General features: G+C 66.9%; 15 protein-coding genes. 7 read left to right on the forward strand and 8 right to left on the reverse strand.

Annotation, left to right across the window (positions count from 1 at the left end):
* Nucleotides 1-71: 71 nt before the first annotated feature.
* Entirely contained in the window at nt 72-1,367 is a 1,296-nt protein-coding gene (locus tag ACIQK7_RS08135) for an extracellular solute-binding protein (RefSeq protein ID WP_325210387.1), read from the reverse strand.
* A 134-nt stretch (nt 1,368-1,501) separates the two neighbouring features.
* Here ACIQK7_RS08135 and ACIQK7_RS08140 point away from each other — a divergent pair, with 134 nt between their 5' ends.
* From ACIQK7_RS08140 to ACIQK7_RS08170, 7 genes are all read left to right on the forward strand, one after another.
* On the forward strand, nt 1,502-2,668 hold the full coding sequence (locus ACIQK7_RS08140; protein ID WP_403023114.1) for an ROK family protein: 1,167 nt from the start codon (nt 1,502-1,504) through the stop codon (nt 2,666-2,668).
* Nucleotides 2,669-2,722: 54 nt separating this feature from the next.
* Complete coding sequence (locus ACIQK7_RS08145) at nt 2,723-4,162, forward strand: GH1 family beta-glucosidase (protein ID WP_403023117.1); 1,440 nt, start codon at nt 2,723-2,725, stop codon at nt 4,160-4,162.
* 91 nt (nt 4,163-4,253) lie between these two features.
* A complete protein-coding gene (locus tag ACIQK7_RS08150; RefSeq protein WP_403023120.1) occupies nt 4,254-4,928 on the forward strand; it encodes a phosphatase PAP2 family protein in 675 nt (224 codons plus the stop codon).
* Nucleotides 4,929-4,937: 9 nt separating this feature from the next.
* On the forward strand, nt 4,938-5,507 hold the full coding sequence (locus ACIQK7_RS08155; protein ID WP_403023122.1) for a TetR/AcrR family transcriptional regulator: 570 nt from the start codon (nt 4,938-4,940) through the stop codon (nt 5,505-5,507).
* A gap of 32 nt (nt 5,508-5,539) precedes the next feature.
* The gene (locus tag ACIQK7_RS08160; RefSeq protein ID WP_403023125.1) at nt 5,540-6,739 is read left to right on the forward strand and encodes a macrolide family glycosyltransferase; all 1,200 of its coding nucleotides are present in this window, start codon (nt 5,540-5,542) and stop codon (nt 6,737-6,739) included.
* Nucleotides 6,740-6,816: 77 nt separating this feature from the next.
* Nucleotides 6,817-6,984 (forward strand): hypothetical protein, encoded by a 168-nt coding sequence (locus tag ACIQK7_RS08165; protein ID WP_403023128.1) that lies wholly within the window; start codon nt 6,817-6,819, stop codon nt 6,982-6,984.
* A 26-nt stretch (nt 6,985-7,010) separates the two neighbouring features.
* Nucleotides 7,011-7,595: a nitroreductase family protein gene (locus ACIQK7_RS08170; protein ID WP_403023131.1), complete on the forward strand. Its 585-nt coding sequence runs from the start codon at nt 7,011-7,013 to the stop codon at nt 7,593-7,595.
* A 650-nt stretch (nt 7,596-8,245) separates the two neighbouring features.
* Here ACIQK7_RS08170 and ACIQK7_RS08175 read toward each other — a convergent pair.
* The 7 genes from ACIQK7_RS08175 to ACIQK7_RS08205 all read right to left on the reverse strand — a co-directional run bounded on the left by ACIQK7_RS08175 (nt 8,246) and on the right by ACIQK7_RS08205 (nt 14,020).
* Nucleotides 8,246-9,388, reverse strand: coding sequence for a hypothetical protein (locus ACIQK7_RS08175; RefSeq protein WP_403023134.1), 1,143 nt, complete (start codon nt 9,386-9,388; stop codon nt 8,246-8,248).
* A gap of 89 nt (nt 9,389-9,477) precedes the next feature.
* Nucleotides 9,478-10,152: a hypothetical protein gene (locus ACIQK7_RS08180; protein WP_403023137.1), complete on the reverse strand. Its 675-nt coding sequence runs from the start codon at nt 10,150-10,152 to the stop codon at nt 9,478-9,480.
* Between the two features lie 4 nt (nt 10,153-10,156).
* Nucleotides 10,157-10,441: a hypothetical protein gene (locus ACIQK7_RS08185; RefSeq protein WP_403023140.1), complete on the reverse strand. Its 285-nt coding sequence runs from the start codon at nt 10,439-10,441 to the stop codon at nt 10,157-10,159.
* Nucleotides 10,438-11,571 carry a tyrosine-type recombinase/integrase gene (locus ACIQK7_RS08190; protein WP_403023141.1) on the reverse strand — a complete coding sequence of 378 codons (1,134 nt, stop codon included), beginning with the start codon at nt 11,569-11,571 and terminating at the stop codon, nt 10,438-10,440. The genes ACIQK7_RS08185 and ACIQK7_RS08190 overlap by 4 nt, the downstream gene beginning before the upstream one ends.
* Entirely contained in the window at nt 11,571-13,154 is a 1,584-nt protein-coding gene (locus tag ACIQK7_RS08195) for a hypothetical protein (protein WP_403023144.1), read from the reverse strand. The genes ACIQK7_RS08190 and ACIQK7_RS08195 overlap by 1 nt, the downstream gene beginning before the upstream one ends.
* Nucleotides 13,155-13,454: 300 nt before the next feature.
* Nucleotides 13,455-13,793, reverse strand: a complete 339-nt coding sequence (locus tag ACIQK7_RS08200) for a hypothetical protein (RefSeq protein ID WP_403023146.1) — start codon at nt 13,791-13,793, stop codon at nt 13,455-13,457.
* Entirely contained in the window at nt 13,790-14,020 is a 231-nt protein-coding gene (locus ACIQK7_RS08205) for a helix-turn-helix domain-containing protein (protein ID WP_403023149.1), read from the reverse strand. Before ACIQK7_RS08205 ends, ACIQK7_RS08200 begins: the two co-directional genes overlap by 4 nt.
* Nucleotides 14,021-14,108: the final 88 nt, after the last annotated feature.

Raw genomic sequence — 14,108 nt, forward strand, 5'->3', positions numbered from 1 at the left:
GCCGGAGGACTGGCAGGCCCCGCCGAGGTGGGTTTCGGCGTGAACGCGCGGGCTCGCCGCGCGGGGCCGAGTTACTGCGAGGCGGCCGTCTGCTCCAGCGCGGTCACCACGTCTTGCGGGGTGCCCGAGCCGGCGAAGATGTTCACGACTGCCTGGTTGAGCGGTGCGCCGAAGGCCGGACCGAGCGCGCTGTCGATCCAGAGCTGCACGTAGGTGGCCTCGCTGAGTGCGGCCGCGCTGGCCTGGAGGTTGGGGTCGGTCAGCGCGTCAGCAGCGGCAGGGTGCGTGGGAACGCCGGCACCGGACTCCGCGAAGCGACGCTGCACGTCCTCGCTCACGATGTACTTCAGCAGGTCAACCGCCTCATCGGGTGCGTCGGCGCTCAGGCCGAAGCCGTCGCCGCCGCCCATGATGGCGCCGGGGTCGCCGCTGGCTCCGTCAACGCTGGGGAAGGGGAACCAGCCGAGCCACTCGGGCACTTCACCGTCTTCTGTGAGGCTGCCGATCGTTCCGGCGTTCCAGGGGCCCATGAACTCCATCGCCGCCGTCTGGTTGGCGATGAGGCCGTTGGAGCTGTCGGCGCCGGTCTGGGCCGGTGTCGCGAGGAAGCCGTTGTTGAACGGCTCCACTGCGATCCACTCCTGCAGGCGCTCGCCGGCTTCGATCCAGCACGGGTCGGTGAAGTCGTGCTCCGGGATCGCGGTCTCGAGCACGTCGGCGGGGCACGACGCGACGGCGAACTGGTACCACCAGTGGCCAGCGGGCCAGAGGTCACCCGCGCCGACCGCGATGGGCTCGACGTCGATCGCCTTGAGTGCCGCAACGGCGTCCTCGAGCTCCGAGAGGGTCTCGGGGGTGCCCTCGATGCCGGCCTCGTCGAAGAGCTCCTGGTTGTACCAGATGCCCGCTGCGCCAAAGGCGTAGGGGATCGCGTACACCTTGCCCTCGACGGTCCAGGGGGCGACGGATGCGCCCATCGCCTCGATCGACTCGGATGCGACCTCAGTGAGGTCCATCAGGTGCCCGGCCTCTGCCTGGGAGCGTACCTCGCCGCCCGGCCAGACCATGAAGATGTCGGGCGCGTCACCCGACTGCAGCGCGTTCGGGATGAGCGTGCGCTGCAGGTCTTCGTTCTGGTAGCCGGTCACCTCGACCTTGACGCCGGGGTTCTCTGCCTCGAACTCCGCCGCGACCTCCTCATAGATGCCCTGGAGCGGGTCGGAGGTCGCGTTGTGCCACCAGGTGATGGTGACCGAGTCACCGTTGTCGTTGTCGCCGCCGCCGTCGCTGCTGCACGCGGCGAGCCCGAGCGCAAGGGCGCTCGCGGCGCCAACCGCGGCGACCCGTGTGATGCGGGATCTGTTCATCGTTGAACACCTCTCGAAAGTTTCGACGGCTCCGTCGAAAGTGATTGGGATGTCGGCATACTATGGTCTCCAGCATTTGGGGTCAAGGACAACAAATCACTTCCCTCGATCACCCTGACGGATAAGGTGGGCCCGTGGTCACGCGTGGAGACAAGCTCGAGAGCGTACGGCGTCGAAACCTCTCGACCGTGCTGGGCCTCGTGCACCGCGGAGGCGACCTCTCCCGTGCCGAGCTGACAGTGCAGACGGGCCTCAATCGCTCGACGATCGCCGCGCTCGTCGCCGAACTCGAGGGCCTCGGCCTCGTCGTCGAGACGACGCCCTCGGCGAGCAAGCGGGTCGGGCGGCCGTCGCCGCGGGTGCTCCCTGATCCCCGCCCCGTCGCGATCGCCGTCAACCCCGAGGTCGACGCCATCACGGTCGGCGTCGTCGGCCTCTGCGCCCGGGTTGAGCACCGCATCCGCCACGAGGTGGACCACATCGTCACGCCCGAGGAGGCGGTCGAGATCATCGCGCGGCTCGTCGCGGACCTCCAGGAGCGCATCGGCGCGGAGCGTCGCATCCGGGGCATCGGCCTCGCCATCCCTGGCCTCGTTCGAGCGGCCGACGGCGTCGTGCGCTGGGCGCCCCACCTGGGCTGGCGGGAGACGCCCATCACCCGCATGATCGAGGATGCTCTCGGCATGCCTGCGACGGCCGAGAACGATGCGACCCTTGCCGCGATCGCCGAGCGCGAGTTCGGCGTCGGCAGGGATGTCGACGACCTCGTGTACCTCAATGGCGGTGCGAGTGGCATCGGCGGTGGCGTGATCGTGCGGGGGCTCCCGCTCGGCGGTGTCGCCGGCTACGCGGGGGAGTTCGGCCAGAACCGGCCGGGGCTCGCCAACCTCGACGACAGGGCGACGGAGCACGGCACTCTCGAAGACGAGGTGAGCAGGGCGCGCCTGCTGCGGGTGCTGGGCATGTCGACGGCCGACGAGTCAACGCTCGAGGCCTCCCTCCTGGCCTCGACTGACGAAACAGTCCTGGCCGAGATCGCGCGCCAGCATCGCGTCCTGACCGTCGCCCTGAGCAATGCCATCAATGTGCTCAACCCCGAACTTGTCGTGCTCGGTGGCTTCCTCGCGAGCCTCCACGCCTGTGCCCCCGAGCGGTTCGATGCGCTCGTCGAGCGGTCGACCGTCCCCGCCGCTTGGGAGGGTGTACGCATCGAACGCGCCGGCCTCGCGCAGGACGGTCTCCTCATCGGTGCCGCCGAGCTCGCCCTGGCGCCGCTGTTGCAGGACCCCGCGGGCGCCTAAGCAACCTCTGGGAGCGCTCCCAGGTCGCCGGATGTCTCAGGTAGAGTCCGACGCATGATCTCTGGTTCCCCCGACTACCGCGACCACGGCCTCGAGTTCCCCGAAACCTTCCTCTTCGGCTCGGCGACGGCGTCGTACCAGATCGAGGGCGCCTACGACGAGGATGGCCGCGGCCCCTCGATCTGGGACACCTTCAGCCGGGAGCCCGGCCGCATCGTCAACGGCGACACGGGAGATGTCGCCGACGACCACTACCACCGCCTGGATGAGGACCTCGACCTCATGCAGCGCCTCGGCCTCGAGTCCTACCGCTTCTCCATCGCCTGGCCGCGCATCATGCCGACGGGCAGCGGCAGTGTCAACGAGAAGGGCGTCGCGTTCTACTCGCGCCTCGTCGATGGACTGCTGGCCCGTGGCATCCGCCCCATCGCGACCCTCTATCACTGGGACCTGCCGCAGCCCCTCGAAGATGCCGGGGGGTGGCCCCAGCGCGACACAGCCTCCCGCTTCGCGGACTACGCCGAGGCCATCGGCGCCAGGCTCGGCGATCGCGTGCACACGTGGACGACCCTCAACGAGCCGTGGTGCTCCGCCTACCTCGGCTACGGCTCGGGCGCCCACGCGCCGGGCGTGACGAGCGGGCGGGCGGCGCTCGCCGCCGTGCACCACCTCAACCTCGCGCACGGGCTCGGCGTGCAGGCGCTGCGGTCGGTCGTGAGCAACGACGCCCAGTACTCGGCGACGCTCAACTTCCACGTGCTGCGGCCGGGTGACGACACCGCCGATGACGCCATGCGCCGCATCGACGCGCTCGCCAACCGGGCCTTCACGGGCCCGATGCTGCGCGGCGAGTACCCGGCCGACCTGTTGGAGGACACCTCGAAGGTCACGGACTGGCAGTTCGTGCGCCCCGGCGACCTTGAACAGATCCACCAGCCGATCGACTTCCTCGGCGTCAACTACTACTCGACCGCGACCGTGCGCACGTGGGACGGCCGTCGCCCCCGCCAGACGGCCGACGGCCACAAGGATGCGGGCGGCTCGCCATGGCCGGGCAGCGAGATGGTGGAGTTCGTGCAGCAGGCTGGCCCCTACACGGCGATGGGCTGGAACATCGCGCCCGACGGCCTCGAGGAGCTCCTCGTCTCGCTGCACGAGCAGTTCCCCGAGCTGCCGCTCATGGTCACTGAGAACGGGGCCGCCTTCGACGACCAGGTGACCGACGGTGCCGTGCACGACGTCGAGCGCACCGACTACCTGCAGCGCCACTTCACGGCGGCCCACCGGGCGCTGCAGCGCGGCGTCGACCTTCGCGGTTACCAGGTGTGGTCGCTGCTCGACAACTTCGAGTGGGCCTACGGCTACACCAAGCGATTCGGCATCGTGCACGTCGACTACCGCACGCTCGAGCGCACCATCAAGGACTCCGGCCACTGGTATGCGGAGCTCATCCGCACGAGGGCGATCCCGCGGGGGCCAAAGAGCCAGCGCTGATACCAGGCCCCAGCGCTGATACCAGACCGCAGTGCTGAAACCTGCGGGCGCACTGGATGCCGCGGCCGCGCGCTGCGCATACCCTCAGGCCATGCCATCCCGCGAAGCTCACAAGGTCACCCGCCGTTGGCCCGTCATCAGCGCCGCCGTTGCGGTGGCGCTCGCTGCAGCGCTCGGCGCGCTCATCGCATTCGGTGTCGGCAACGCCGCGCTCGAGCCGGACAACGAGTGGCTCGAGGATCTCGCTGAACAGAGGACGATCTGGCTCGACGCACCCGCACTCCTCCTCGACTGGCTCGGGGGCGGCATCGTGGGCATCTACGTCATCCCGATCGGCACGGTCGTCGTGCTCTGCCTCCTCCGCCGATTCTGGGCAGCCCTCTACTACGCGCTCGCGGCGCTCATCAGCGTGGGAGTCGTGCAACTCCTCAAGGGCACCTTCGATCGCCCGCGGCCCGAGGAGATGATGGTGCTCTCGGATGCAGGTTCCTTCCCCTCGGGGCATGTCGCGAATGCCGCCACGATCGCCGTCACGCTCGGCATCATCCTGTCGCGCACCTGGGTATGGATCGCGGGGGTGATCTACACCATCCTCATGCTGCTCTCCCGCACCTACCTCGGGGTGCACTGGCTCACCGACACGATCGGCGGCATGCTGATCGGCGCCGGCGTCGCGATCATTGTGTGGGCACCCTTCGCCGTGCGGCTGGAACGCGAACGACAACGGAGGCGTGCCGAGGCGGCCAGCAAGCTGGCCGCCCACTAGTCTGACCGCATGATCCTGGAGACCCCCGCTCCAAAGGTGTCGCGAAGGCAGCAGCTCGTGCAGATCGCCCTTGAGGTGCTCGAGCGCGATGGCTTCGCCCACCTGAGCATCGGCGAGGTCGCCCGCCTCGCCGGCATCAAACCGCCCTCCCTCTACAAGCAGTTCGAGAGCAAGGCCGACATCGAGGTCCGCCTGGTCGAACATGGCCTCCAGATGTTGGCTGACGGTTTCGAACGTTGCCTCGCGCAGATGCCGAGCGACACGGAGCCCAAGGAGCGGGTGCGGCTGCTGCTCGGTGCGTTCCGTGACTTCGGCCTCGCGCATCCGCAGCTCTATTTGCTCATGAACAGCAAACCGTTCGCTGAGGAGCAGGCAGCCGTGCAGATCAGTCATCCCGCCGCGTCGATGTTCAGGGATGCCATGACGACGCTCCTGGGGGCTGACGAGGGCGGGTCAAAGACCGCCGCCGTCTGGACGTGGGCGCACGGCATCCTGAGCCAGGAGGTCGTCGGCAGGGTGCGCCAGCCGGATGAGACGTGGCACATCATGGTGGAGACGGTGGCTTCCCTGCGTCGCTAGACTGCTGGGCACTCGCAACGATGGGAGCCCCGATGCCGCACGTCCTCATGGTCGCCTCGACTGCGCCGAGCCACATCTACCCGTCGCTCGCGCTCATGCGCGAACTGGTCGACCGGGGGCACCGCGTCAGCTATGTGGTGGGTGACGAACTCGTGCCGCTGGTGGCCCCCACGGGGGTGGAGGTTGTGGCGCATCCGTCGATCCTTCCCCAGGGCGATGAGGACTGGCCGCACGACATGGGGGAGTCCATGCGGGTCTTCCTCGATGAGGGCATCGCCGTGCTGCCCATGCTCATCGAGCGCTTCGACGATGACCGGCCCGACCTTGTGCTCTATGACATCGGCGGGCATCCGGGGCCCATTCTTGCCGCGCGCTACGGGGTGCCGGCCGTGCAGCTCTCACCGGCCTTCGTCGCGTGGGACACCTTCGAGCAAGACAACGGCGAGTTCTATGAGGCGCTCAAGACCTCCGTCTCGGGTCGCGCCTACTTTGACACCTTCACCGCGTGGTTCCGCGAGAACGGCCTCGACTGGGATGCCGAGACGAAGCAGCCGGACCACATCCTCGCGCTCCTGCCGAAGGCCATGCAGCCCTTCGCCGACCGCGTGCCCGACACGGTGCGCTTCGTCGGCCCGTGCCTCGACCCCGTCAGGCTCGCGGATGACTCGTGGACCCCGCCCCCCGCCGGCCGCCGTGTGCTCCTCGTCTCCTTCGGCACCGCCTACACCGACCAGTTGCACGTCTACCGCAGCGTCATCGAGGCCTTCGGTCTTGCGGGGGAGCAGGGGGACGTGCTCGGCCCCGAGGCGGACGACGCCTGGCACGTCGTCTTGGCGATCGGCCGTCGGGTGGATCCCGACGAGCTCGGCCCCCTGCCCGTCAACGTCGAGGTGCATGAGCAGGTGCCGCAACTCACGGTGCTGGCATCCGCTGACGCCTTCATCACGCACGCGGGGATGGGCGGATGCACGGAGGCGCTGTGGTTCGGAGTGCCGACCGTCGCCATCCCGCAGGCTGTCGACCAGTTCGCGAACGCCGACAAGCTCGCCGAGCTGGGCATCGGCATCCACCTGCCCACCGCCGAGGTCAGCGCGGAATCGATCCGTCTCTCGGTCGACTCGGTCGCCAACTCGCGCGAGGTGCGGGAGCGGCTCGCCGTGCTGAGTGCCGAGACACGAGCGAACGGCGGCGTGGAGAATGCGGCCGACGCGGTCGAGTCATTCCTGGGTTGAGCCTGTCGCGGGTTGAGCCTGTCGAAACCGCGGGTTGAGCCTGTCGAAACTCCTCCCGACGGCGTACCGTGTGCGGCATGTCTGACCCCAAGAACGCACAGGACCCAGCCGAGCAGGACGGCGCGGTGCACGACGTCGACGACCCCAAGGTCGAGGCCGACACCGACTCAGGCGGAGCACCGGAGGATCCCGATACCGACCCGACCGTGTACGACGGGGGAGCCTCGCACAACTCAGGGAGCTGAGCCGACGCCGGGTTAGCCTTGGACGTATGCCCACGTCTGTTGCCGCCCCCTCCCGTCTCGCCGATTCGTCAGTCCCCCTCAGCGATGCGCATGCGCAGCGGTGGAGCACGCGGGCCTTCGACCCCGACGCGACGGTCACCGAGCAGCAGCTGACGACCGTGCTCGAGGCGGCGCGCTGGGCGCCCTCCGCGAGCAACACGCAGCCGTGGCGCTTCATCGTCGGCCATCGAGGTACGCCAACGCATGACGCGATCCTCACCGGCCTGATCGAGTTCAACGAGGTGTGGGCACGGTCGGCATCCGTGCTCATCGTCAATGTCGCGACGACGACGGATGCCTCGGGCTCGACCCTTCGCTGGGCCGAATACGATCTCGGGCAGTCCGTCGCCCACCTCTCGCTGCAGGCGCAGTTGCTCGGCCTACACACGCACCAGATGGGCGGCATCTATCCCGATACTCTGCGGGACTCCTTCGGTCTCGCGCCAGGCCTCGTGCCCGTCTCGGTGACGGCACTCGGCGTGCTCGGCTCGGCGGATGCGCTCTCCGAGAAGCTGCAGGCCCGCGAGCTGGCGCCGCGCACACGGCTGTCCCTCGCCGATCTCGTCCTCTGATCGGGGGTTTCGTCGCACGTCTCGAACGTAGGCAATTGGCGGAGAATGGGGGATTCGAACTCCCTCGGCAGGGGATGCAGCACGATGCAGCGAAGTGCCTCCTCGCCCGGAAATACGGGGCAGTATGGGCATCGCGAAAGAGCCGAGCAACATCTAGAAGCACGGCTATGCAACAGCGGTGTTGCATGGACTGTTGCATAGCCGTGCACCGTTCGGACGGAAGGCAGTAGGGACGTGGATACATCTCGGATGTGAGTCGTATCCGTTAGCACAACCGTCACAACGGACATAAAGCCTGATCAGAGGCATATTTGAGGCGTGCTGACGCTGTGACGGTTGGCTAGACCGTCACAGCAACCGTCACTTAACCGAGGCGAACGCAAAGAGGCGGCCCACCCTTCGCGGGTGAGCCGCCTCTTCTTGGCTCCTACTTCAGACAGTGGAGATGAGTGCTATCTCTACCTCTGCTTTCGCTCCACATTCGCCGCACGTCGCCGCTTCCGGAATTGAACTAACGCCCATGGCGTGCGCGGCACAGAAGGGGCCCTGACCAGCACAGCTCCGGCAGCGGGCGACGAATGCGGCAGGACGGCCGCACACTTCCTCGTCATCGCTGCTCACAGCTATGCACGAGCCGTCCAGTGGATCCATCAATCGATCCGCCTTCCAAACTTCTGCTGTATCTCAAGGACGGCAGGCGGAAGCATCGGAGGGCGCCAGTTCTTCACTGCCGAGTCATCAACGCTGAGCCTCACGGTCTTGGTCGACACGTCGGGAATCTTGGCTACCTCGTCGGCAACCTTCGTCGCTTCCTTCTGCGCCTCCGTCATCGAGCCCTTGAAGAGATCAGTGGCAGCACGGGCATTCTTCACACCCTGGACGACATCCTGCTCCGTAGCGTCGAGATCGCGCATCTTCTCCGCGATCTCACGGTAGTTCTCCACGATGTCGGTCTGTGCCTCTAGCTGCGGCTCGTAGTAGTCAGCCCAGACCGGATCCTTCGCCTTCTCCTGTAACTCCTCGAGAGCGCGCTTCTCCGCTTCATACTTCGCCATCGCGGTCGAGTGCACTTCGTCTCGCTTCTGACCCGAAGTCACCCATGCGACGCCGACCTCCTCGATGCTCAGCCCGGTGTCTTTCGCGATGCGAGTCACCTCCTCCAGAGCGCGCTTCCCGGCATCGTCGGTCGGATTGAAGAGGTCATTCAGCCCTTGCGTCACCGCCTCCTCAGACAGGAAGTCGAGCCCGGACTGGAGCATGTCGTCGTACATCGAAGCGATGCGCGCTTCGGTATCCTCGGCAGCGGTGCGCCACTGGTTGTAGAACATGCCGCCGACAGCACCGAGGCCGGCCAAACCGAGGCCGATACCTGGGATAGCCGTTGCGAGCCCGCCGAGCGTCGACTGCGCCATATCCGCGATCGAATCCATCGACCCGTCAAAGCTCGAGGCCGTCTCGGCGAAGTTCTGCACCGCTTCATCCTTGAACGCGCCCGCGGCCTGCTCCGCACGGTCGAAGCCGCGCTCAGTGTTGCGAGCTACGTCATCTGCGCCTCGCTTGGTCTGCCTGTCCATCTCGCGGGCGAGGGGCGAGAATTCGCGGCCGTACTTCTCGGTCTGTTTCTGGGCGTCCTTGAACGACCGCTCCAGCTTGTCTCCGGCCTTGTCGCCGTCGCGGGCCACGTCGTCGAGCGCATCCTGCGCATCCTCGAGAGGGTCGATGACGCCCTTGCTGACTGCCTTCGAGAAGTCACGGGTGTCGGCACCGACGCCGATGCTGATTCCTTTAGCCATGGGTAAGGCTTCCTTTCTTGGTGGGGGTGAGGGGCCTTGGGGCTGCCTAGAGGACTAGTCGCGGCAACCCCAAGGGGTCGGGTGATCTTCTAGGGAGTGGGCGCGTACTTCGCGGGGAGGTGCGGCTGCAACGCGGCGAGAACGGCATCGCGGCGCGTAGGCGCGCGCCAGTCCTCGAGGGGCTCAGACGCAAGAGCATTCTTGTACGCGTCGACGAGGAGCACGTAGCAAGCAACGCACGACCGAATGGAAGGGTGCGGGTTAGGCTGCACGCGCGCACGAGCGACCGTCTCAGGAAGCACGCTCCGTGTCTGCACCCCGCCATTGCGTACCGGGTCACACTGGCCGCACACCGGGCACGTGGTCGTGCGGCGGTTCCGCTCGAGAATCTCTTTGTTCTGCTCCGCATGGGCGTGCGCTGCGTGAGCCGCGGCGAGGAGCTGGTCATGCAAGGCGCGATCGGTCAGCTCGCGATAGTCCTCGCGAAGCATCCGATGAGCCGTCGCGGCCACCTCATCGAGGTACTCCTGCGTGGGGAAGCGCTCAGCAGACGCAGCCGACAGCCCAAGGCGCTCCTGCACCGTCTGGCGGGCGAACGCCCAGGCGAGCGACCTCGCAGCATCATCGACGCCGTTCGGCTGCCGGTTCTTCCGCGAGTAGTGCGGACGAAGCGGCTCGGGCACGAAATGCGGAGAACTTGGGTCATCGAAACCGCGGGGCAGATCGGAACTCGTCGAGGACGGGGCAGTGGTAGCGATTGACATAGGGTCAGCCTTCTTTCTTGGTTGGGTTCGAGTTGGGCGAGTGCTGACGAGTACCGGCGTCAGCGGGCCGGGTCTGGGGGCCATAGGTGGCAAGGACAATCTGGGATAGATGCACAATGGCTTTGTCCATCTGCGTCGGGTCGGCCGGAAACCACGAGCGCCAGTGCCGGGCCTGCGCCTCTAAGACGCCCGCAACGGCTTTCGGCAGCGGGCTCGCGCCGGGAGCAGAGGCAAGGAGCTGCGCGGCCTGCTTGAGTTGAGCGACAGCCGCCTCAGAGCGGTCGCTCATGACGCCACCGCCTCGACCAGACGGCGCATGCTCGACTCCTCGATACGCACATACACTTGCGTCGTCGCGGGGGAGGCGTGCCCGAGTAGCTGCTGCACGGCGAACACGTCACGGTCTACCGCATAGACCCTCGTGGCGAACCGGTGCCGCAGCGCGTGCATGGTGACTCCGGCTGGCAGTAGGCGCGAAATGAGCTTGCCTAAGTAGGCGGGCGAGATATGCCCATGGTCGTTACCGGGGAACACGTACCCCTCGGGCAGCGACCGAAGCATGCTCACGTGGTTCGGAGCCAGGGGAAGCGAGCGCTGGTGTGCTCCCTTGCCGTGCACCGTCAGCGTCCAGATGCCGTCACGCTGCATCAAGTCCTTGGAGTGCACCTGTGCGACCTCAGCGCGGCGCATGCCCAGCTCCGCGGCGAGCACCAACGCGAGACGCTCCCGCGGTGACGCGAACGCAAGCGCCTTCCGGTACTCCTCTTCAAGAGCCGGGCGCGGGAGGTGTGTGCCGCGCCTGACAACGGGGAGCTTCTCCGCCGGGGAGGTCTCCATCCGCCCGGACTGGACAGCCCAGGCATAGAACACGCGGAGGACAGAGCGATGAGCGCGGCGCGTCTCCGGCTTCCAACGCTTCTCGCTCAGCCAGTCGACGAGGTCATCGAAGCCAACATCGAACGGGTCAAGGTTGGTGTGATCACGAGCGAAGCGGGATAGCTGCGCCATGCGCACGCTTACCGAAGTGCGGGGCTGCCCGTTGGCGCGCAGATACGAGCGGAACGCATCAAGGGCCGGGCGCCACTTCTCCGGCACTGGGGCCTTCTTCGTGACGTAGCTGGGCTCCTCGCTCGGGTCATCGGCCATGCGGCCACTCGCAGCCGCCCAACGGTAGAAGGCACGGATGGAGGTTCGCAGCGAAAGACGGGTGTGCTTGTTGCTCGACTCCCGGTCGAGCCATGCGCGGATGTCCTCATAGGTCACGCGCCACGGGCTCAGTCCGATACCGTCAGCGAATCGGCGCACGTGCTTGAGCCTCGTCTCGATTGTCGAATCTGCATAACGTGCGGCACGCTGCGCGGCCTCGAAAGCGGTGACCGCATCGCCCCAACGCAATTCGGGCGTGTATGTCGTGGGCATCAGTTAGCCTCCTCAGTGGTTGATTCATCGCAGGTTGGGTGTGTGGTTGCGCCTGCCGTTGCAAGCGCTTCGTGCAGCGGCAGGCTGCACCGCGAGCACAGTCGTGATGATGCTGACGCGGTGTTGGACAGGGTGTATGCCTGCCCCCGGTTAGTCCGCGCATGATGCCGGTAAACCTCAACGTCGGACGCGGCCAGCGCAGGGGTGAGGCGCTGCAAGAGTGCGGTCACGCCTCGCGCTGTCTTGGGCCAGTCAGCAGGGTGCCTCTCGCCATCGTCGAGCGCGCTCAATAGATCAGCGCACGTGCCCTCCCATCGCCCCGTCGATCGCACAAGAGTGACAATCGCCGACGCGAAGGAGTTGCCGTCGACCACGTCTTGAGCCGCCGACGTCGTTGCTGCCTGGTAGTCGGCGAGCGTGCTCCAGCCGGTGACCTCGTCGAGTGCTGCGAGCACGCGCGCGAAGTCCGCCATGCGGGGCAGCTCGGGCACGTGAACAGTCGGAAGCGCGCCCAGCACCTTCACGAGCGTGTCGAGCAAGGCACCGAGCGTCTCGGGCCGGCCGTCCGCGGCTTCCGCCATTACCTCGGCGTCGGTACGTCGCTGTCGTCGAGTGATTGGCTGCAACTCGATCGGAAGCAGACGGTCGGCAACATCGCCCTGGAGAGCACCCGGGTCGATCGTCGTGATGACGATCGGCCGGCGGAACCGCAGCACGCTAATCGAGTCATCGCTGTACCGTTCCCGTCTCACGAGGGCCGCGCCGGTCACCGCCTTGCACAGTGCGTCCTGGAACCACGGCGCCATCCGCGAGATGTTGTCGAGACCGATGCCATAGGCATTGAACGCGGCAACAGCCCAGTTCTCCTCGTCGCGCGGCTGCGACTGCATCGAGGCGGCAGATGGGTCGATCAGAGACAGCACGAGCGTCGCGGCGGTCGTCTTGGCCGTGCCCTGTTGCCCTGTCAGCGCCAAGATCGGCTGAGGACTGCCGTCGAGGAGCGCACCCACGAGCCACCCCACGACCAGCCGGAAGCCGGATTCGTCGACGTTCAGCAACGCACGCAGCCGGTCGAAGGAGCCACCGGCGACGGGCTCGGGGAGTGCCAGCATCGCTTTAGTGCGGCGGAACAAGATCGGGGCGTGCTTGACGACAGCCCATCGCTCCGCCGTCGCCACGACCGCGCGGGCGTCGGGCGTGCCAAGGTCGAGCACCACACCATCCCCATGAGCGCCAACGCGGATGGCGACGCGCGTCTCCGGCGAGTGGCGAGCGTCACCCTCAAGCACCGCAAGCGCATCGGTGAGCGCGCCGCCCGAAGCCACACGGCCTTTGTCGTCGTAGTAGGCCGCTGCGAGCTGCTGCCTGAGCCCGCCATCCTCGCGCAGCTTGTATGCGATACCCGGGAGCGAATGGGCGACGGCATAAATCTTGCTGTCATCGCCGCGCACCACGTCATAGCGCGACCGAGCCAACTGCACCAGCTCCGTAGCCTGATTCGGGCCGGTACGCCCTCGTTCCTCAGCGGCACGCTCGGGCTTGGGCGGATCGGTGTATAGATCGGGATTGAACTCATCGGGCACGGGGGAGCCTTCCTGGGCCGGGTCAACGTTCAACAGGCCGTCCCATCCGGACACAGGACTAGCCATCACCGAAGCTCCGCCTCGCTCGCTGCAAGTCCTCGGCACGCAGGACACGCGAGCGCGCGGCCCGGTCAGCGGCGGCGCGCGAGTCAGCTTCGAGAGCCGCCCGCTCCGTGCTGCTGGACGGGAGAGCGACCGCGCGAACCCGTAGCGCCTCAGCGCGGGCCCGATGGAGAGCCTTGGACTCCTCCGGCCGAGGCGTGAACCGTGCAGCGAATAGCGTGTCGCCCTCGCCGCCACTCACTGCCGAGCCTCCAGCGCAGAGCCCGCTACAGTCGCGAGCTCGTCGAGAGCACGGGCAAGCCTCGAGGCCACCGATGGAAGAAGGGTGGCGTGTGGCGCGTTCGTGTTGAGCACGAGCTTGGGAGCGCTGAACGACTGCCCATCGGCATCGCGATACTCATAGACAGCAAGCCAAAGGCTCACGGACTGACCCTCCTCGCCCACAAGCTCCTCGTGCGTATCAAGCACGTGCTCGCACTCGATACGCCCGTCGTCAAGCTCCTCCCAACTGCCCCGGCGCACATGGTCTGTCTGGCACCACGTGAACGTGCGGCAAGGGCCGACCTCGGCGGTCATCGAGCACTCGCCATCTGTGGCTCGAACAAAGCGAGGAATGGCTCTCGCGGAATCAGCACTCGTCGTCCGATGCGAACAGACGGGAGCTCCCCAGCCGCTGCACTCGCGCTCACGGTTCGTGGGTCAACGCCGAGCACGCGCGCGGCTTCTGCGATCGTCAATGCAGCGGTGTCGGCGCTACGCGCATCCGCCAGGGTGACTATGGGGCGGGCTTGTGTCTTGCTCATGACTTCCTCCTTGTGGGTACAACGTCAAGTACGAGTACATCTACGCATGTTTGCGTGTGTCCCGTCAAGCGCCACGCCGTGTTTTTTG

This window comes from Salinibacterium sp. GXW1014, from assembly GCF_044769865.1.
GTDB lineage: Bacteria > Actinomycetota > Actinomycetes > Actinomycetales > Microbacteriaceae > Homoserinimonas.

Coding starts and splice junctions, on each gene's coding strand:
- ACIQK7_RS08190 (WP_403023141.1), bottom strand. CDS start 11,571: ATGCCCACGACATACACGCCCGAATTGCGTTGGGGCGATGCGGTCACC.
- ACIQK7_RS08175 (WP_403023134.1), bottom strand. CDS start 9,388: ATGGCTAAAGGAATCAGCATCGGCGTCGGTGCCGACACCCGTGACTTC.
- ACIQK7_RS08170 (WP_403023131.1), top strand. CDS start 7,011: ATGCCCACGTCTGTTGCCGCCCCCTCCCGTCTCGCCGATTCGTCAGTC.
- ACIQK7_RS08155 (WP_403023122.1), top strand. CDS start 4,938: ATGATCCTGGAGACCCCCGCTCCAAAGGTGTCGCGAAGGCAGCAGCTC.
- ACIQK7_RS08180 (WP_403023137.1), bottom strand. CDS start 10,152: ATGTCAATCGCTACCACTGCCCCGTCCTCGACGAGTTCCGATCTGCCC.
- ACIQK7_RS08165 (WP_403023128.1), top strand. CDS start 6,817: ATGTCTGACCCCAAGAACGCACAGGACCCAGCCGAGCAGGACGGCGCG.
- ACIQK7_RS08160 (WP_403023125.1), top strand. CDS start 5,540: ATGCCGCACGTCCTCATGGTCGCCTCGACTGCGCCGAGCCACATCTAC.
- ACIQK7_RS08150 (WP_403023120.1), top strand. CDS start 4,254: ATGCCATCCCGCGAAGCTCACAAGGTCACCCGCCGTTGGCCCGTCATC.
- ACIQK7_RS08200 (WP_403023146.1), bottom strand. CDS start 13,793: ATGACCGCCGAGGTCGGCCCTTGCCGCACGTTCACGTGGTGCCAGACA.
- ACIQK7_RS08205 (WP_403023149.1), bottom strand. CDS start 14,020: ATGAGCAAGACACAAGCCCGCCCCATAGTCACCCTGGCGGATGCGCGT.
- ACIQK7_RS08135 (WP_325210387.1), bottom strand. CDS start 1,367: ATGAACAGATCCCGCATCACACGGGTCGCCGCGGTTGGCGCCGCGAGC.
- ACIQK7_RS08185 (WP_403023140.1), bottom strand. CDS start 10,441: ATGAGCGACCGCTCTGAGGCGGCTGTCGCTCAACTCAAGCAGGCCGCG.
- ACIQK7_RS08145 (WP_403023117.1), top strand. CDS start 2,723: ATGATCTCTGGTTCCCCCGACTACCGCGACCACGGCCTCGAGTTCCCC.